Genomic DNA, 14334 nt, shown 5'->3' with positions numbered 1-14334 from the left:
ACGGCGTCGTGCACAGATCGCGCGAACGCGACCTTCTCCGCGAACCCGTAGGAAGGTCTGAACCGGGCACAAAGCCCTGACCAGGAGTTTCTACCACAGGGACCACCCGGGTGAAAGAGGAAGCCGAAGCCGAAGCCGCCCCTGCGGGCTCCGCGTCGCACCCCCGGGTTAGGGTCCTGGCCATGAGTGCCGACCCGCTGCTGCGCACCGCGGCCACCTCGCCCGACGCACCGCACACCTCCGACCCGTACCGCTGGCTCGAGGACGTCTCGGGCGACGAGGCGCTCGCCTGGGTACGGGAACGCAACGACGAGGCGCACGACGCGCTCGGCGGCAGCCGGCTCGACCCGACCGAGGCGGCTCTGCGAGAGGTCCTCGACTCGGACGACCGCATCCCCGACGTCTCACGGATCGGGGACCACCTGTACAACTTCTGGCGCGACGCCGACCACGAGCGCGGGCTGTGGCGGCGGACCACGCTCGAGTCCTACCGGACCGACGCACCGCGGTGGGAGACGGTGCTCGACCTCGACGCGCTCGCCGACGCCGAGGGCGAGTCGTGGGTGTGGCACGGCGCGTCGGTGCTGCGTCCGACCCCGGAGCAGCTCGCGGCGGGCGAGCCCTGGCGTCGTGCGCTGGTCGACCTTTCGCCCGGCGGTTCGGACGCCGACGTCACGCGTGAGCTCGACCTGGTCGAGAAGCGCTTCGTGCCGCCGTCCGAGGGCGGGTTCCGCCGTCCGCTGGCCAAGGGCGGCCTCTCCTGGGCGGACGAGGACACCGTCTACGTGTTCACCGACTTCGGCCCGGGCACGATGACGCCGTCCGGCTACCCCCGAATCGTCAAGCTGTGGCGCCGGGGCACCTCGATGGACGACGCGACCGTCGTCTACGAGGGGACCGACGAGGACATGTACATCATGGGGAGCCGGTCCCGTACGCCCGGGTTCGAGCGTGACGTCGTGCGTCGGTCGATCGCGTTCTACCGCTCCGAGACCTCCCTGGTGACCGACGTCGGCACGCCGGAGCAGCAGCTGGTACGCATCGACGTGCCCGACTCCGCCGAGGTCGGCCTGCACCGCGAGTGGCTCCTGGTCGAGCTGCGCGAGGACTGGGCGGTGGGCGGCCGTACCCACCCGGGAGGGTCGCTGCTGGCCGCACCCCTCGACGCGTTCCTCGACGGGTCGCGCGACCTGACCGTCCTGTTCGCCCCGACGCCCGCCACCTCGCTGGCCGGAGCCACCTGGACCCGCCACCACCTGGTGCTCAACGTCCTCGACGACGTCAAGAACGCCCTGCACGTCCTCACTCCGCCGGACCTCGCGGCGGGCGCCGACGGGACCGACCCGTGGACACGGTCCGAGCTGCCCCTCGGCGGCGAGCTGCTCACCGTCGGCGTCCGCGCCGTCTCCCCGGTGGACGGCGACGACGTGTGGGTGACCAGCAGCGGCTATCTCGCGCCCTCCACCCTCGCGCTCGCCACCGTCGTCGGCCCGGGGACGGACCCCACCGAGCCGGAGCCCCTGAAGTCCGCCCCGGCGTTCTTCGACGCGACCGGGATGGTCGCCGAGCAGCACTTCGCGACCTCCGACGACGGCACACGCGTGCCGTACTTCGTGGTCGGCTCCGCGGAGCTCGTCCGCCCGACGGACCCCACGGCGCCCGGCACGGCGCCGACCCTGCTGTACGGGTACGGCGGCTTCGAGATCCCGCTCCTGCCCGGCTACTCCGGGACCGCCGGCCGGGCCTGGCTCGCACGCGGCGGGGTGCGCGTCGTGGCCAACATCCGTGGCGGCGGGGAGTACGGCCCTCGCTGGCACCAGGCCGCCCTGCGGGAGAACCGGCACCGGGCGTACGAAGACCTCGCCGCCGTCGCGCGGGACGTGGTGGCGCGCGGCATCACCACGCACGAGCACCTCGGCGTGCAGGGCGGGTCCAACGGAGGGCTGCTCGCCGGCAACATGCTCACGCAGTATCCCGAGCTGTTCGGCGCCGTCGTGATCCAGGTCCCGCTGCTCGACATGCAGCGGTACCACCACCTGCTCGCCGGCGCCTCGTGGGTCGCCGAGTACGGCGACCCGGACGTCCCCGAGGACTGGGAGTTCCTGCAGACCTACTCGCCGTACCACCTGTTCGACGCCACCCGCGAGTACCCGCCGGTGCTGTTCACCACGTCGACCAAGGACGACCGCGTGCACCCCGGCCACGCACGCAAGATGGCCGCGAAGATGCTGGCCGCCGGCAAGGACGTCACCTACTACGAGAACATCGAGGGCGGCCACGGCGGCGCGGCCAACAACGCCCAGGCCGCGCACATGTCAGCGCTCGCCTGGACGTTCCTGCACGAGCGGCTCGCCTGACCGCCCCGCCGCGGGCGGGCAGGACGGCGGCTCAGACCGCAGCGCGCTCCGCGAGCGACTCCGCGACCCGCCCCAGGTTGGCGAGCCCCGCCCGGTGCTCGTCCGCGCCCGCCGGTGCCGTGCGCGGCGCCGCGAGCAGGGTGAGCGAGCCCAGGCCGGCGGGCGCCAGCCCGATACGGCGCCACGGCTCGGCGGCCAACCGCACCAGCTCGCCGAGCTGCGGTCCCGAGCACTGGGAGACCGTCGCCGGCGGCAGACCTGCCCAGAGCGCCACCCCACGCTCGGTCGCGCGGGCGACGAGCTCCCAGGCCCGCTCGTTCCAGCCGTCCGGACCGACCTCCGCCAGATCCAGCCCGATCGCGTCGGCACCCGCCAGCACGGCCGGCGGGATGCCCACCCACGTGCCGCCGAGGTGCACGACCGCCGTCGCACCGGCGTCGTGCACGGCCTCGATCACCGGACGCAGGCCCTCGACGACGCCGGGCCCGTCCACACCACGGATCCTCGAGTAGCCGGAGAACGTCGGCAGCACGCCCGCGTGCACCTGGCCCAGCAGCGGTTCGGCGAGTTGCACCACGACCTCCGCGCCCGGCACCTGGTCCCGGACGTCAGCGACGTGCTGTGCCAGCCCCGTGGCCAGGCCGAGCGAAAGATCGGCGCGCGCACCGGTGTCGGCCAGCACCCGGTCACCCCGCGCCGACCACAGCTCCGCCGCGAGCGTCCACGGCCCCGTCACCTCGACGGTCAACGGGCCCACGTAGCCGTGGGCCGCGATGGAGAGCGCCCCGAGGTCCTCACGCAGCAGGGCACGGGCGCGCCGCTCGTCCACGCCGGTACGGTCCGCCAGCTTCCACCCGTGCGGCCCGAGCTCGACCGCCGTCTCGGCCAGGAGGGTCGCGGTACGGCCCGTCGACCCGGCCCCGGGCCCGCGGTCCGTGAGCTGAGCGAGGAACGGCACGGCGCCGACGCCGGTGGGCAGCTCCGCGAGGTCACCGAAGATCGTCTGCTGCGCATCCAGCACGTCACGCTCGCCACCCGGCCACGGGCCGTGGCCGCTGACCGCCGTCATGCGCGCACCGCCCCGCCCGGTGCGCCCGCCGTGGCCGGCGCGTCGCGCCAGGCTCGTGACACGGTCGCCTGGCCCAGCACCCGGGTCCCCCGGTAGGCGACGACGGACTGCCCCGCCGCGATACCGCGGAGCTGCTCGCCGAGCCGGAGCTCCAGGCCGTCCGTGCCGCCGTCGGCCCCCGCGACGGCCCGGTAGAGCGCCGGGACTGCCCGGCCGTGCGCCCGCACCTGAACCTCGCACTGCGACCAGTCCGCCGGCGGCGGGGCGAGCCACACCGCCTGCTCCCCCGCGATCCGGTCCACGCTCAGGAGCTCCGCCGGGCCGACGACGACGGTGTTCGAGCCGGTGTCGACGTCGACGACGTACCGGGCCCGGCCGTCCGCGGCCGGTCGCCCGAGACCGAGGCCCTTACGCTGCCCGACCGTGTACGCGTACGCGCCCTGGTGCTCCCCCACCACGTTGCCCTCGGTGTCGCGCACCTCGCCCGGCTGTGCGCCGAGGCGTGAGCGCAGGAACCCGCGAGTGTCGCCGTCGGCCACGAAGCAGATGTCGTAGGAGTCCGGCTTGGCGCTCACGGACAGCCCACGGCGCTCCGCCTCGGCGCGCACCTCGTCCTTCGAGGCGAAACCGCCCAGCGGGAACATCGCACGCTCCAGACGCTCCGGACCCATCACCGCCAGCACGTACGACTGGTCCTTCGCGTCGTTCGGCGACCGGTGCAGCTCGCGCGTGACCGCCCCGTCCGCGTCCTCGTGCCTCTCGACGCGCGCGTAGTGGCCAGTCGCGACCGCGTCGAAGCCGAGAGCTGTCGCCTTGTCCAGCAGGGCCTCGAACTTGATGTGCTCGTTGCAGCGCACGCACGGGTTCGGGGTGCGCCCCGCCGAGTACTCGGACAGGAAGTCCGCGACCACCGTCTCCTCGAACGTCTCGGACAGGTCCCAGACGTAGTACGGGATACCGAGCACGTCCGCGGCACGGCGTGCGTCCCCCGCGTCCTCGATGGAGCAGCAGCCGCGCGAACCGGTGCGGAACTGGTCACGGTTCCGGCTCAGGGCCATGTGGACCCCGACGACCTCGTGACCCGCCTCCACGGCCAGCGCGGCAGCGACGGCGGAGTCGACGCCGCCCGACATCGCGGCGAGCACCCTCATGCGACACCCCCGGACAACGGGCGGGCGGCGACGAGCCCAGCCGCCCGAGCACGTTCCGCCACCTGGGGCAACGCCGCCAGCAGCCGGTCGACGTCGTCGTGGGTCGACGTGGCACCGAGCGAGAAGCGCAACGCGCCACGGGCGTCCGTCTCGTCCACGCCCATGGCGAGCAGCACATGGCTCGGCTGCGGCACCCCGGCCTGGCAGGCCGACCCCGTGGACGCCTGCACACCGGCGGAGTCCAGCAGGTAGAGCAGAGAGTCGCCCTCGGCGCCCGGGAACGTGAAGTGCGCGTTGGCGGGCAACCGGGCAGGCGTGCCCGACGACGTGACGGCCCGCGGGTCCGGACCGCGCAGGACGGCGTCGGGCACCGCGCGGCGGACCCTCTGCACCAGCTCGTCACGCAGGCCACCCAGGACGACGGCACGCTCCTCGCGGGCTGCAGCCGCCTCACGCAGGGCGACAGCGAAGGCTCGGATCGCCGCCGCGTCGAGCGTCCCCGAACGGACACCGCGCTCCTGCCCGCCACCGTGGGACACCGCCTCCAAGGGCAGCTCACGCCGCGCGAGCAACGCGCCGACCCCGACCGGCCCGCCCAGCTTGTGGCCCGTCACGGTCAGGGCGTCGACACCCGAGTCGGCGAAGTCGACCTCGACCTGCCCCACCGCCTGGACCGCGTCCGTGTGCACCGGCACGCCGTAGCGGTGCGCGATCCGCACGACCTCCCGGACCGGCTGGACCGTGCCGACCTCGTTGTTCGCCCACATGACCGAGACCAGGGCGATCTCGTCCGCATGAGCGGCGAGCTCCGCACGCAACGCCTCCAGGTCGACCAGACCTTCGCCGTCGACGGGCAGCAACGTGATCTCCGCCCCGGCGTGCCCGGCGAGCCAGAACGCCGGATCGAGCACCGCGTGGTGCTCGACGGCGGAGACGAGCACGCGGATGCGCTGCGCGTTCTGGGTGCGGCGGCCCCAGAAGATGCCCTTGATCGCCAAGTTGTCCGCCTCCGTGCCGCCGCCGGTGAAGATCACCTCGCTCGGGCGTGCGCCGAGCGCCGCCGCGACGGACTCGCGCGACTCCTCCACCGTGCGGCGGGCAGCGCGGCCCGCCGAGTGCAGGGACGAGGCGTTGCCGGTGCGGTCGGCCTCGGCGACGAAGGCCTCGAGCGCCGCCGGAGACATGGGCGTCGTGGCGGCGTGGTCGAGGTAGGCGCCGGGCGCCTCGGTGGTTGTCACGGTCATCAAGTCTACGAACCATGCCGTGGTGCGTTCTCATCCCGCCGAGGTAGTGCGGGTTGCGCCGAGGTAGCGGGGCGGTCTGCGTACTACCTCGACGGGCGGCGCACCAGCTCGGGTCAGGGTCGGAACTGTTCGCCGGGGCGGGGGTCGTGGGACGGGTGCTGGGTCGATCCCTTGCCTCGACCACCACGACCGCCCGGGAAGGGGCCCGGCCCGTCGTGCCGGTCGCGTCCCTTCCCGCGGCCCGGACCCTTGCCCTTGCCGTGCCCCTTGCCGGGGTGCTCGTGCTCCACGTCGCTCCGGTAGACCTGGATCGTCGAGGGCCGAGGTCCGCGCCAGGCGCCTGCCGGCACCTCCTCACCCTCGGCGAGATAGTCGGGGAAGTACGACGTCTGGGCGGCGAAGGAGCCGTCGTCGCCCGGGTGCTGCACGTTCACGTACGCCATGGAGTCGCGCACGTCGACGAGCGGGCCGCAGGTCTCCGCGCTGCGGGGTACCGAGAGGAACTGCTCCACCCGCCCACGACGGCGCCCGTCGAGCGTCACCTTGAACAGGCCGTCGCTCTTCTGGATCGAGGACGGCTGACCGTCCGTGGAGATCCACAGGTTGCCGTCGGTGTCGAACGCGAGGTTGTCCGGGCAGGAGATCGGCGAGACCTTGTCCGCCGGGTAGCCGGAGAAGTAGGTCGAGTCGTCGACCTCCGGGTCGCCGGCGACGAGCAGCAGGTTCCAGGTGAAGGTGGTGGCCGTCTGGTCGCCGCCGTCCTCGATGATCTCCACCACGTGCCCGTGGCGGTTGGAGCTGCGCGGGTTCGCCTCGTCGGCCGCCGCGTTGGAGCCGACGCCGCGGTTGGAGTTGTTCGTGCAGGCGACGTAGACGCGGCCCGTGAACGGGTTGGGTTCGACGTCCTCGGGCCGGTCCATCTTGGTCGCTCCGAGCGCGTCGGCCGCGACGCGCGTGAAGACCAGCACCTCGGCGAGCGACATGCCGGCCACCTGCGACTCGCCCTCCAGCACCAGCGGCAGCCATTCCCCGGTGCCGTCGAAGGACCGGTCGGAGGGCACCGCGCCGGACCCGTCGATCTCCGACGCCGGCGAGTCGCCCGTGAAGCGCGCCACGTAGAGGTCGCCCTCGCTCAGCAGCGTCTTGTTGTGCTCGCGCGCCCAGCGACTGTTGCCGTGACGCATCCGCCGCGACGAGACGAACTTGTACACGTAGTCGAACCGCTCGTCGTCGCCCATGTACACGACGGCGCGGTCGTCGTCGGACATGATGACGTTGGCGCCCTCGTGCTTGAGGCGCCCCAGGGCGGTGTGCTTGACCGGCTTCGACTCCGGGTCGTACGGGTCCAGCTCGACGACCCACCCGAACCGGTGGTTCTCGTTCTCGTACCCGGGGTTGTTGCCGTCGAACCGCGGCTCGTCCAGCTCCCAGCCGTACCCGGTCGGAGCGTTGCGCAGACCGTAGCGGGCGTCGCGGGGGTCGTTCCCGTTCACCCGCAGGTAGCCGTGGAAGTTCTCCTCGCCCGAGACGACCGTGCCCCACGGGGTGGTGCCGCCGGCGCAGTTGTTGAGCGTGCCCAGGACCTTGCGTCCGGACGGGTCGTCGGTCGTCTTCATGAGGTCGTGGCCGGCCGCGGGACCGTCGACGACGAACTCGGAGCCGATGTGGATCCGGCGGTTCAACCGCGCGATGCGGTCGTACTCCCATGGCGCGCCTTCCCGGTGGCGTCGCAGCTCGACCACCGACATGCCGTGCGCGGCGCGCTCGATCGCGCGGCGCGTCGCGGCGTCGTACGACTCGTCGAACATGATCTGCGGGTTGGTGTACTCGTGGTTGGACACGAGCACGCCGCGCCTGCCGCGGCGGGTCTCGACCATGGACCGGATGTGCTTGGGGTCCTCGGGCAGGATGTCGAGGTAGTCGCAGTTGTAGCCGAACTGACGAGCCTGCTGCTCCGGGCTCTGGCGGGCCGGGTCGAACGCACGGCCGCCGGGCAGGATCGGGTCGCCCCAGCGGATGATCGGCGACCACTCGTAGCCCTCGGGCACGACGAACTCGTCGAGCTCCATCGGCTGCGGCGCGATGGCACGGAACGCGAGCCCCTTGCCGTGCTTGCGACCGCCGGCCGCGGCGGGCTGGGCACCGATCGCCTCAGCGCCCACCACGACGGCGGCCGCGGCCGCCGCGACGCCGCCCAGCATGACACGTCGGCTCAGCGCCTTGGACGCGATGTCGCGGAAGTACTCGTTGGCGCTCAGGTTCGGCGCCGGGTGCGCGCAGGCGTCGGCGCACTTGTACCGGCAGGTCGCGGCGGCCCGCTTGCCGCGCGCGTAGTGCGGGGCCACCGTGACGGGCAGCTGGGGGCGGGACTCGGGGGCGATCGTCATCGGGCACTCCTGGATCGGGACCGGGGGTCCTGCCCGACGCTAGGAACGGACCGTGGCGCGAGGGCGTCGCCCGGCCGACCGCACGATGAACAACCGATGACCTGCAGGGAGGCCGGCCGTGGATCAGCCGAGCGACCCGACCCATTCGCTCGACCCGTCGGCGAAGCCCTGCTCCTTCCAGATCGGCACTTCGGCCTTGAGCTCCTCGATCAGGTCGCTCGCGCAGGCGAACGCAGCCCGTCGGTGCCCGGAGGCGACGGCCACGACGACGGCGACGTCCCCGATCTGGAGGTCCCCCACCCGGTGCACGACGGCGGCACGCACGGTGTCCCCCGTCGCAGCGGCGACACGGTGGGCCACGCGTTCGGCGACGGTCGCGAGCACCGTGGCGGCGTCGGGGTGCGACTCGTAGTGCAGCGCGGTCACGCCTCGGCCCTCGTCGTGGTCCCGGACGTGGCCCGCGAACGTGGCGACCGCCCCGCAGGAGTCGTCGCGCACCAGGTCGGCGAGCCGCGTCAGGGCGTCCTCGATCGGGTGGTCGACCACGTCGGCCTCCAGCACCACGGCGGACCGCGAAGTAGAGCCTGCGGTACCGGTGGAGTGCCCCGCGTGCTCGTCCGGAGTACCGGAGGCACTACTTCGCGGGACGGAGGGGTCGGCAACGGGGTCGGCGTGCGTGTGGTCGCCCCCGTGGAGCTGGTCGACGGCGTGCGGCAGGACGTCCGCCAGCGCGTCGAGGCCGTCGAGGACTCCCCCGACAGAGCCGGGCAGGTTCACGATCAACGAATGGTCTGCGACGCCGGCCACCCCCCGGGACAGCGCCGCACCGGGCACGGCCCGCTTGGCAGGATCGGTGGGCGCCAGCGACCTCGCCCGGACCAGCTCGGCGATCCCGGGCACCTCGCGGTCCAGCACGGCCCGCGTGGCCTCGGGAGTCATGTCCGACGGCGCGAGGCCGGTCCCACCGGCGGTGACGATCACGTCCGGCGCGCCGTCGTCGTCCACGTCGAGCAGGTCGAGCAACGCCTCGCGGACGGGCTCGCCGTCGGGCACGACCTGGACGGGCAGCACCTCCCAGCCGCGCGCGGCGAACCACTCGGCCGCGGCCGGCCCGGAGCGGTCCGCATAGACGCCGGCAGCGGCGCGGTCGGACGCGACGACGACGGCGGCCCTCACGAGCGCTCCTCGCCGCGGACCCAGTCGCCGGACTTCCCGCCGGACTTCGCGACGACCTCGATGTCAGTGAGCGTCGCGGCCTTGTCGACGGCCTTGATCATGTCGTAGAGCGTCAGGCCCGCGACGGTCACCGCCGTCAGCGCCTCCATCTCGACGCCGGTGCGGCCGGTGGTCTTCACGGTCGCCGTGATCTCCACGGCGCCCGCCGAACCGCTCACCGGGGCGATGTCGATCTCGACGCCGGCGAGCGGCAGCGGATGGCACAGCGGCACGAGGTCCGGGGTGCGTTTGGCGCCCATGATCCCGGCGATGCGCGCGGTGGCGATGGCCTCCCCCTTGGGCAGCTCGCCCGAGGCGATGCGCTCGACGACGTCGGGCCGGGTGCGCAGGACGCCGCGCGCGGTCGCCTGACGCGTCGTGACGTCCTTGGCGGAGACGTCGACCATGTGGGCCGCGCCGTCGTCACGGTAGTGGGACAGGTCGCTCATCGGATCTCCCAGTAGTCGACGTCGTCGCCCTCGTCGAGGTGCGTGACGCCCGGCGGTACGTGTACCAGGAGCGTAGCCGCCGCGAGGTGGGCCAGGAGGTGGGAGCCGGGTCCGCCGACCATCTCGACGCGGCCGTCGGCGTCGCGGCGGCCGCGACGGACCTGGTGCAGGTGCCGGGGCGAGTCGACGGCCTCGGCCAGCGGCGCGCGGCCGCGCGACCGGTGCGTCGGCGTCGCGCCGGTGATCTCGGCAAGGACCGGGCGCAGGAACAGCTCGAAGGACACCAGCGCGCTGACCGGGTTGCCGGGGAACGCGACGAGCGGGACCTCCCGGTTGCCGGCCGCGGTGCCCACGGTGATGGTGCCGAGCCCCTGCGGCCCACCGGGCTGGACGGCGACGTGCCCGAACCAGGCATCAGTGAGCGTCTGCCGCACCACCTCGTAGGCACCGGCCGAGACGCCGCCGCTGGTGACGACGAGCGCCACGTCGTCAGGTGCCTCGGCCAGCACGGCGCGCAGGGCGGCGGAGTCGTCGGCGACCACGCGATGGGAGACGCGCGCCCCGGCCTGCGCGAGCGCCGCGGTCAGCGCGGCGCCGTTGGCGTCGTAGAGCTGGGCCGCGCCCAGGGGCCGCCCGGCAGGGACGAGCTCGGAACCGGTGGAGATCAGCAGGACGTGCGGCGGCCCGGCGGTCTCGACCTGCGCCACGCCCGCCGCGACGAGCACCCCGAGCTGCGCAGGCCCGAGCGGCGTCCGCGCCGGCACGACGACGTCACCGGCTGCGACGTCGGAGCCCGCGCTCCGCACGAAGGTGCCGCCGGCGACCGGCATGGTGAACCGGACCGTCGCCGCGGTGCCGAGCTCGGGGAAAGCAGGTGGGTCGGCGTCCTCGATCTTGACGACGGCATCCGCGCCGTCGGGCATCGGGGCGCCCGTCATGACGGGCGCGGCCGCGCCGCGTGGGAGCGGTGGCGGCGTGGTCCCGGCCGGGACCGGGGCGACGACCGGCAGCTCGACCGGGTCGCCGGGCGCGGCGTCGGCCAGGTCGTCGCAACGCACCGCGTAGCCGTCCATCTGGGAGTTGTCGAAGCCCGGCAGGTCGACGGCGGCCGTCGCGTCGCGCACCAGCACACGTGGCGCCAGCACGGCACCGTCCCGGGCGTCGGCCAGCAACGCGGCAAGGGTGACCGCGGTCGGCCCCGTGGCCGCCCGGAGGAGCGCCGGGCCCACCAGCTCGGCGACGGCCGCAGCATGGTCCGCCACCGGCCGGTTCGTCGCATCGTCATGCACGAGCGCCAGCCTACGGGGGCACACCGCGCACGGACGATCCCCGTCATTCAGGCACGTGCGCCTGGCAGGCGTTGCTGACGACGTAGATACGCCCTTAAGGTCATGGTCATGCCGCAGATGAGGATCAGCGAGGCCGCCGTCTACCTCGGCGTCAGCGACGACACCGTGCGCCGCTGGATCGACCGCGGGCTGCTCACCGCCATCCGTGACGACGCCGGCCGCAAGGTGGTCGACGGGTACGAGGTGGCGATGGCCGCCCGCGAGCACGCCACGCCGCCCGGTCTGCCGCACGGCATGAAGAGCTCCGCCCGCAACCGGTTCGTCGGGCTGGTCACCGATCTCCAGGTCGACGCCGTGATGGCGCAGGTCGAGCTGCAGTGCGGTCCGTTCCGCGTCGTGTCGCTGATGAGCAGCGAGGCGGTCCGCGACCTGGGCCTGGAACGCGGTTCCGTCGCGGTCGCCGTCATCAAGTCGACCAACGTGGTGGTCGAGGTGCCGGACCGGGGCGAGGGATGACGGCGGTGCTCCCCCGCCGTGCGCGCGCCGCCGGGGCCGCGCTCGTCGCCGCGAGCGCCGCCGTCGTCGTCACCGCCTGCAGCACCGGCATCACCGACGGCGGCACCACACTGACCGTCTACGCCGCCGCCTCGCTGACCGAGGCCTTCGAGCAGATCGCCGCCGACTTCGAGGCCGAGCACCCCGACGTCGACGTCCGGCTCGGCGTCGCCGGGTCCTCGACCCTCGCCGCACAGATCCAGCAGGGCGCCCCCGCCGACGTGTTCGCCTCGGCAGACACGTCGACCATGGACGAACTCGTCGCCGACGGCCTGGTGGGCACCCCGCAGGACATCGCCGCCAACGCGCTGGAGATCGGCGTCCCGCCCGGGAACCCGGCCGGGGTCTCCGCGCTGGCCGACCTCGCCGAACCCGGTCTCCGGCTGGTGGTGTGCGCCCCGGAGGTGCCGTGCGGCGCAGCCACCACCGCCGTCGTCGGTCACGCCGGGCTGACGCTGCACCCCGTCAGCGAGGAGCAGAGCGTCACCGACGTCCTCGGGAAGGTCACCGCGGGCGAGGCCGACGCCGGGCTCGTCTACGTCACCGACGTCGCCCGGGCGGGCGACCAGGTCGAGGGCGTCATGTTCCGGGAGTCCGCCGCAGCGGTGAACACCTACCCGATCGCTACTATCACCGGCACCCCCCGGCCTGCCCTCGCCGACGAGTTCGTCGACGCCGTCCTGTCCGACGACGGCCGGGCGGTCCTCGCGGATCTCGGGTTCGCCGCACCATGACCGCCCCGGCGACCACCCGCGCCGCCCGCAGGCGCGCCACCCGAGACCCTGCCGAGGTCGCGGCCGGGCTGCCGCGCTGGGCGTTCCTGCCCGCCGCCGTCGGCGGCCTGTTCGTGGTGCTGCCGCTGATCGCCCTGGGTACCCGGGTCGACCTGACCGGCTACTGGGGACTGGTCACCAGCGAGTCGGCCCGCGCCGCCCTGGTCCTCAGCCTGCGGACCGCCGCCGTCAGCACGCTGCTCTGCCTGGTGCTCGGCGTCCCGATGGCGATCGTCCTGGCCCGTGGGCGGTTCCGCGGCCGGAACCTGCTGCGGGCCTTCGTCCTCGTCCCGCTCGTCCTGCCGCCCGTGGTGGGCGGCGTCGCGCTGCTCGCCACGTTCGGCCGCCGCGGCCTGCTCGGCGAGTCGATGGAGGTCGCGGGGCTCCAGGTCGCGTTCTCGACGACGGCGGTGGTCATCGCCCAGACGTTCGTCGCCCTGCCGTTCCTCGTCATCAGCCTGGAGGGCTCGCTGCGCAGCGCCGGGACGCGGTACGACGTCGTCGCGGCCTCCCTCGGCGCCGGCCCGACGACGGTCCTGCGCCGCGTGACGCTCCCTCTCGTGCGGCCCGGCCTGCTCTCGGGCACCGTGCTGGCCTTCGCCCGGGCGCTCGGCGAGTTCGGCGCCACCATCACGTTCGCGGGCAGCCTGCAGGGCGTCACCCGCACGCTCCCGCTGGAGATCTACCTGCAGCGCGAGACCGACCCCGACGCCGCCGTGGCGCTGTCCCTGCTGCTGGTGGCGATCGCCGTCGTCGTCATCGCCGGCACCCACCACCGGGCGACGCCATGACGTTCACGCTGAACGCCTCGGTCCCCTCGCGCGGGTTCGACGTCACGGTCGACGTCGCCGAGGGCCGCACCCTGGCGCTGCTCGGCCCCAACGGCGCGGGCAAGTCCACCGCCCTGGGACTCGCAGCGGGGACCCTGCGCCCGCACGACGGCGAGATCACCCTGGACGGCCGTGCCCTCGCCGGTGCCCGGGCCGGCCGCCGCACGGTCTGGGTGGCGCCGCACCGCCGCAGGGTGGCGCTGCTCGCCCAGGACCCGATGCTGTTCCCGCACCTGAGCGTGCGCGACAACGTCGCCTTCGGGCCCCGCTCGCAAGGCCGCTCCCGCCGGGAGGCCACCGCCGCGGCCGACGGGTGGCTCGCCGCGACCGACCTCACCGCGCTGGCCGGCCGCCGTCCGGCCGCGCTGTCCGGCGGGCAGGCCCAGCGCGTCGCCATCGTCCGGGCGCTGGCCGCCGCGCCGCGGCTCCTGCTGCTGGACGAGCCGATGGCGGCCCTCGACGTCGACGTCACACCCACCCTGCGGCAGACCCTGCAGCACCTGCTCGCCCGGCAGACCACCGTCATCGCCACCCACGACGTCCTCGACGCGCTGCTGCTGGCGGACGAGATCGCCGTCATCGACGGCGGCCGCGTCGTCGAGCGAGGCCCGACGGCGAGGGTCCTGTCCCGGCCGCGCAGCGCGTTCGGTGCGTCGATCGCCGGCTTCAACCTGCTGTCGGGGACGTGGACCGGCCACGGCGTCGCCACCGCGAGCGGCGCCGTCGTGCACGGCTACGCCACCCAGGCCGACATGCCGGCCGGGACGGCGATGACCGCCGTGTTCCGGCCCGCCGCCGTCGCGCTGCACCTGACCGACCCGCACGGCTCGCCCCGGAACACCTTCCGCGCCACGGTGCGCTCGGTGGAACCGCACGGCGCGCTGGTGCGGGTGCGCACCGACCAGCTCGCAGCCGACGTGACGCCCCAGGCCGTCGCCGAGCTCGCCCTGGTGCCCGGCCGTGCCGTCGTCGCCACGGTCAAGGCCGCCGAGGTCGACGTCTACCCCCGCTGAGC

General features: G+C 74.0%; 12 protein-coding genes. 5 read left to right on the top strand and 7 right to left on the bottom strand.

Annotated features, from left to right (window positions below; all coding sequences use genetic code 11):
• Positions 1–182 precede the first annotated feature (182 nt).
• Positions 183–2357 carry a prolyl oligopeptidase family serine peptidase gene (locus ACWAT2_RS11330; RefSeq protein WP_402375596.1) on the top strand — a complete coding sequence of 725 codons (2175 nt, stop codon included), beginning with the start codon at positions 183–185 and terminating at the stop codon, positions 2355–2357.
• A 31-nt stretch (positions 2358–2388) separates the two neighbouring features.
• On the opposite strand, the gene ACWAT2_RS11325 is transcribed toward ACWAT2_RS11330, so the two are convergent.
• The 7 genes from ACWAT2_RS11325 to ACWAT2_RS11295 all read right to left on the bottom strand — a co-directional run bounded on the left by ACWAT2_RS11325 (position 2389) and on the right by ACWAT2_RS11295 (position 11161).
• Entirely contained in the window at positions 2389–3426 is a 1038-nt protein-coding gene (locus ACWAT2_RS11325) for a uroporphyrinogen decarboxylase/cobalamine-independent methonine synthase family protein (protein WP_402375598.1), read from the bottom strand.
• Positions 3423–4577: a tRNA 2-thiouridine(34) synthase MnmA gene (mnmA, locus tag ACWAT2_RS11320; RefSeq protein ID WP_402375600.1), complete on the bottom strand. Its 1155-nt coding sequence runs from the start codon at positions 4575–4577 to the stop codon at positions 3423–3425. The genes ACWAT2_RS11325 and mnmA overlap by 4 nt, the downstream gene beginning before the upstream one ends.
• Positions 4574–5821, bottom strand: coding sequence for a cysteine desulfurase family protein (locus tag ACWAT2_RS11315; protein ID WP_402375601.1), 1248 nt, complete (start codon positions 5819–5821; stop codon positions 4574–4576). The genes mnmA and ACWAT2_RS11315 overlap by 4 nt, the downstream gene beginning before the upstream one ends.
• 113 nt (positions 5822–5934) lie before the next feature.
• Positions 5935–8208: a PhoX family protein gene (locus tag ACWAT2_RS11310; RefSeq protein WP_402375603.1), complete on the bottom strand. Its 2274-nt coding sequence runs from the start codon at positions 8206–8208 to the stop codon at positions 5935–5937.
• A 123-nt stretch (positions 8209–8331) separates the two neighbouring features.
• Positions 8332–9384: a molybdenum cofactor biosynthesis protein MoaE gene (locus tag ACWAT2_RS11305; protein WP_402375605.1), complete on the bottom strand. Its 1053-nt coding sequence runs from the start codon at positions 9382–9384 to the stop codon at positions 8332–8334.
• Positions 9381–9872, bottom strand: coding sequence for a cyclic pyranopterin monophosphate synthase MoaC (gene moaC, locus ACWAT2_RS11300; protein WP_402375606.1), 492 nt, complete (start codon positions 9870–9872; stop codon positions 9381–9383). Before moaC ends, ACWAT2_RS11305 begins: the two co-directional genes overlap by 4 nt.
• Complete coding sequence (locus ACWAT2_RS11295) at positions 9869–11161, bottom strand: molybdopterin molybdotransferase MoeA (protein ID WP_402375608.1); 1293 nt, start codon at positions 11159–11161, stop codon at positions 9869–9871. Before ACWAT2_RS11295 ends, moaC begins: the two co-directional genes overlap by 4 nt.
• Before the next feature lie 108 nt (positions 11162–11269).
• On the opposite strand from ACWAT2_RS11295, the gene ACWAT2_RS11290 reads away from it, so the two are divergent.
• The 4 genes from ACWAT2_RS11290 to ACWAT2_RS11275 are packed head-to-tail and all read left to right on the top strand — an operon-like array spanning position 11270 to position 14332.
• Positions 11270–11677, top strand: coding sequence for a TOBE domain-containing protein (locus tag ACWAT2_RS11290; protein ID WP_402375609.1), 408 nt, complete (start codon positions 11270–11272; stop codon positions 11675–11677).
• A complete protein-coding gene (gene modA / locus ACWAT2_RS11285; RefSeq protein ID WP_402375610.1) occupies positions 11674–12450 on the top strand; it encodes a molybdate ABC transporter substrate-binding protein in 777 nt (258 codons plus the stop codon). The genes ACWAT2_RS11290 and modA overlap by 4 nt, the downstream gene beginning before the upstream one ends.
• Positions 12447–13280, top strand: a complete 834-nt coding sequence (locus ACWAT2_RS11280) for an ABC transporter permease (RefSeq protein WP_402375612.1) — start codon at positions 12447–12449, stop codon at positions 13278–13280. Before modA ends, ACWAT2_RS11280 begins: the two co-directional genes overlap by 4 nt.
• Positions 13277–14332, top strand: coding sequence for a sulfate/molybdate ABC transporter ATP-binding protein (locus tag ACWAT2_RS11275; RefSeq protein ID WP_402375614.1), 1056 nt, complete (start codon positions 13277–13279; stop codon positions 14330–14332). The genes ACWAT2_RS11280 and ACWAT2_RS11275 overlap by 4 nt, the downstream gene beginning before the upstream one ends.
• The last annotated feature ends 2 nt before the right edge of the window (positions 14333–14334 follow it).

It is taken from the genome of Isoptericola sp. GX10416, from assembly GCF_056590155.1.
This window is presented reverse-complemented; position numbering and strand designations above follow the sequence as displayed.

Bases quoted from the DNA above. Each gene is read 5' to 3' on its own strand.
- ACWAT2_RS11330 (WP_402375596.1), top strand. From the start codon at position 183: ATGAGTGCCGACCCGCTGCTGCGCACCGCGGCCACCTCGCCCGACGCA.
- ACWAT2_RS11325 (WP_402375598.1), bottom strand. From the start codon at position 3,426: ATGACGGCGGTCAGCGGCCACGGCCCGTGGCCGGGTGGCGAGCGTGAC.
- mnmA (WP_402375600.1), bottom strand. From the start codon at position 4,577: ATGAGGGTGCTCGCCGCGATGTCGGGCGGCGTCGACTCCGCCGTCGCT.
- ACWAT2_RS11315 (WP_402375601.1), bottom strand. From the start codon at position 5,821: ATGACCGTGACAACCACCGAGGCGCCCGGCGCCTACCTCGACCACGCC.
- ACWAT2_RS11310 (WP_402375603.1), bottom strand. From the start codon at position 8,208: ATGACGATCGCCCCCGAGTCCCGCCCCCAGCTGCCCGTCACGGTGGCC.
- moaC (WP_402375606.1), bottom strand. From the start codon at position 9,872: ATGAGCGACCTGTCCCACTACCGTGACGACGGCGCGGCCCACATGGTC.
- ACWAT2_RS11290 (WP_402375609.1), top strand. From the start codon at position 11,270: ATGCCGCAGATGAGGATCAGCGAGGCCGCCGTCTACCTCGGCGTCAGC.
- modA (WP_402375610.1), top strand. From the start codon at position 11,674: ATGACGGCGGTGCTCCCCCGCCGTGCGCGCGCCGCCGGGGCCGCGCTC.
- ACWAT2_RS11280 (WP_402375612.1), top strand. From the start codon at position 12,447: ATGACCGCCCCGGCGACCACCCGCGCCGCCCGCAGGCGCGCCACCCGA.
- ACWAT2_RS11275 (WP_402375614.1), top strand. From the start codon at position 13,277: ATGACGTTCACGCTGAACGCCTCGGTCCCCTCGCGCGGGTTCGACGTC.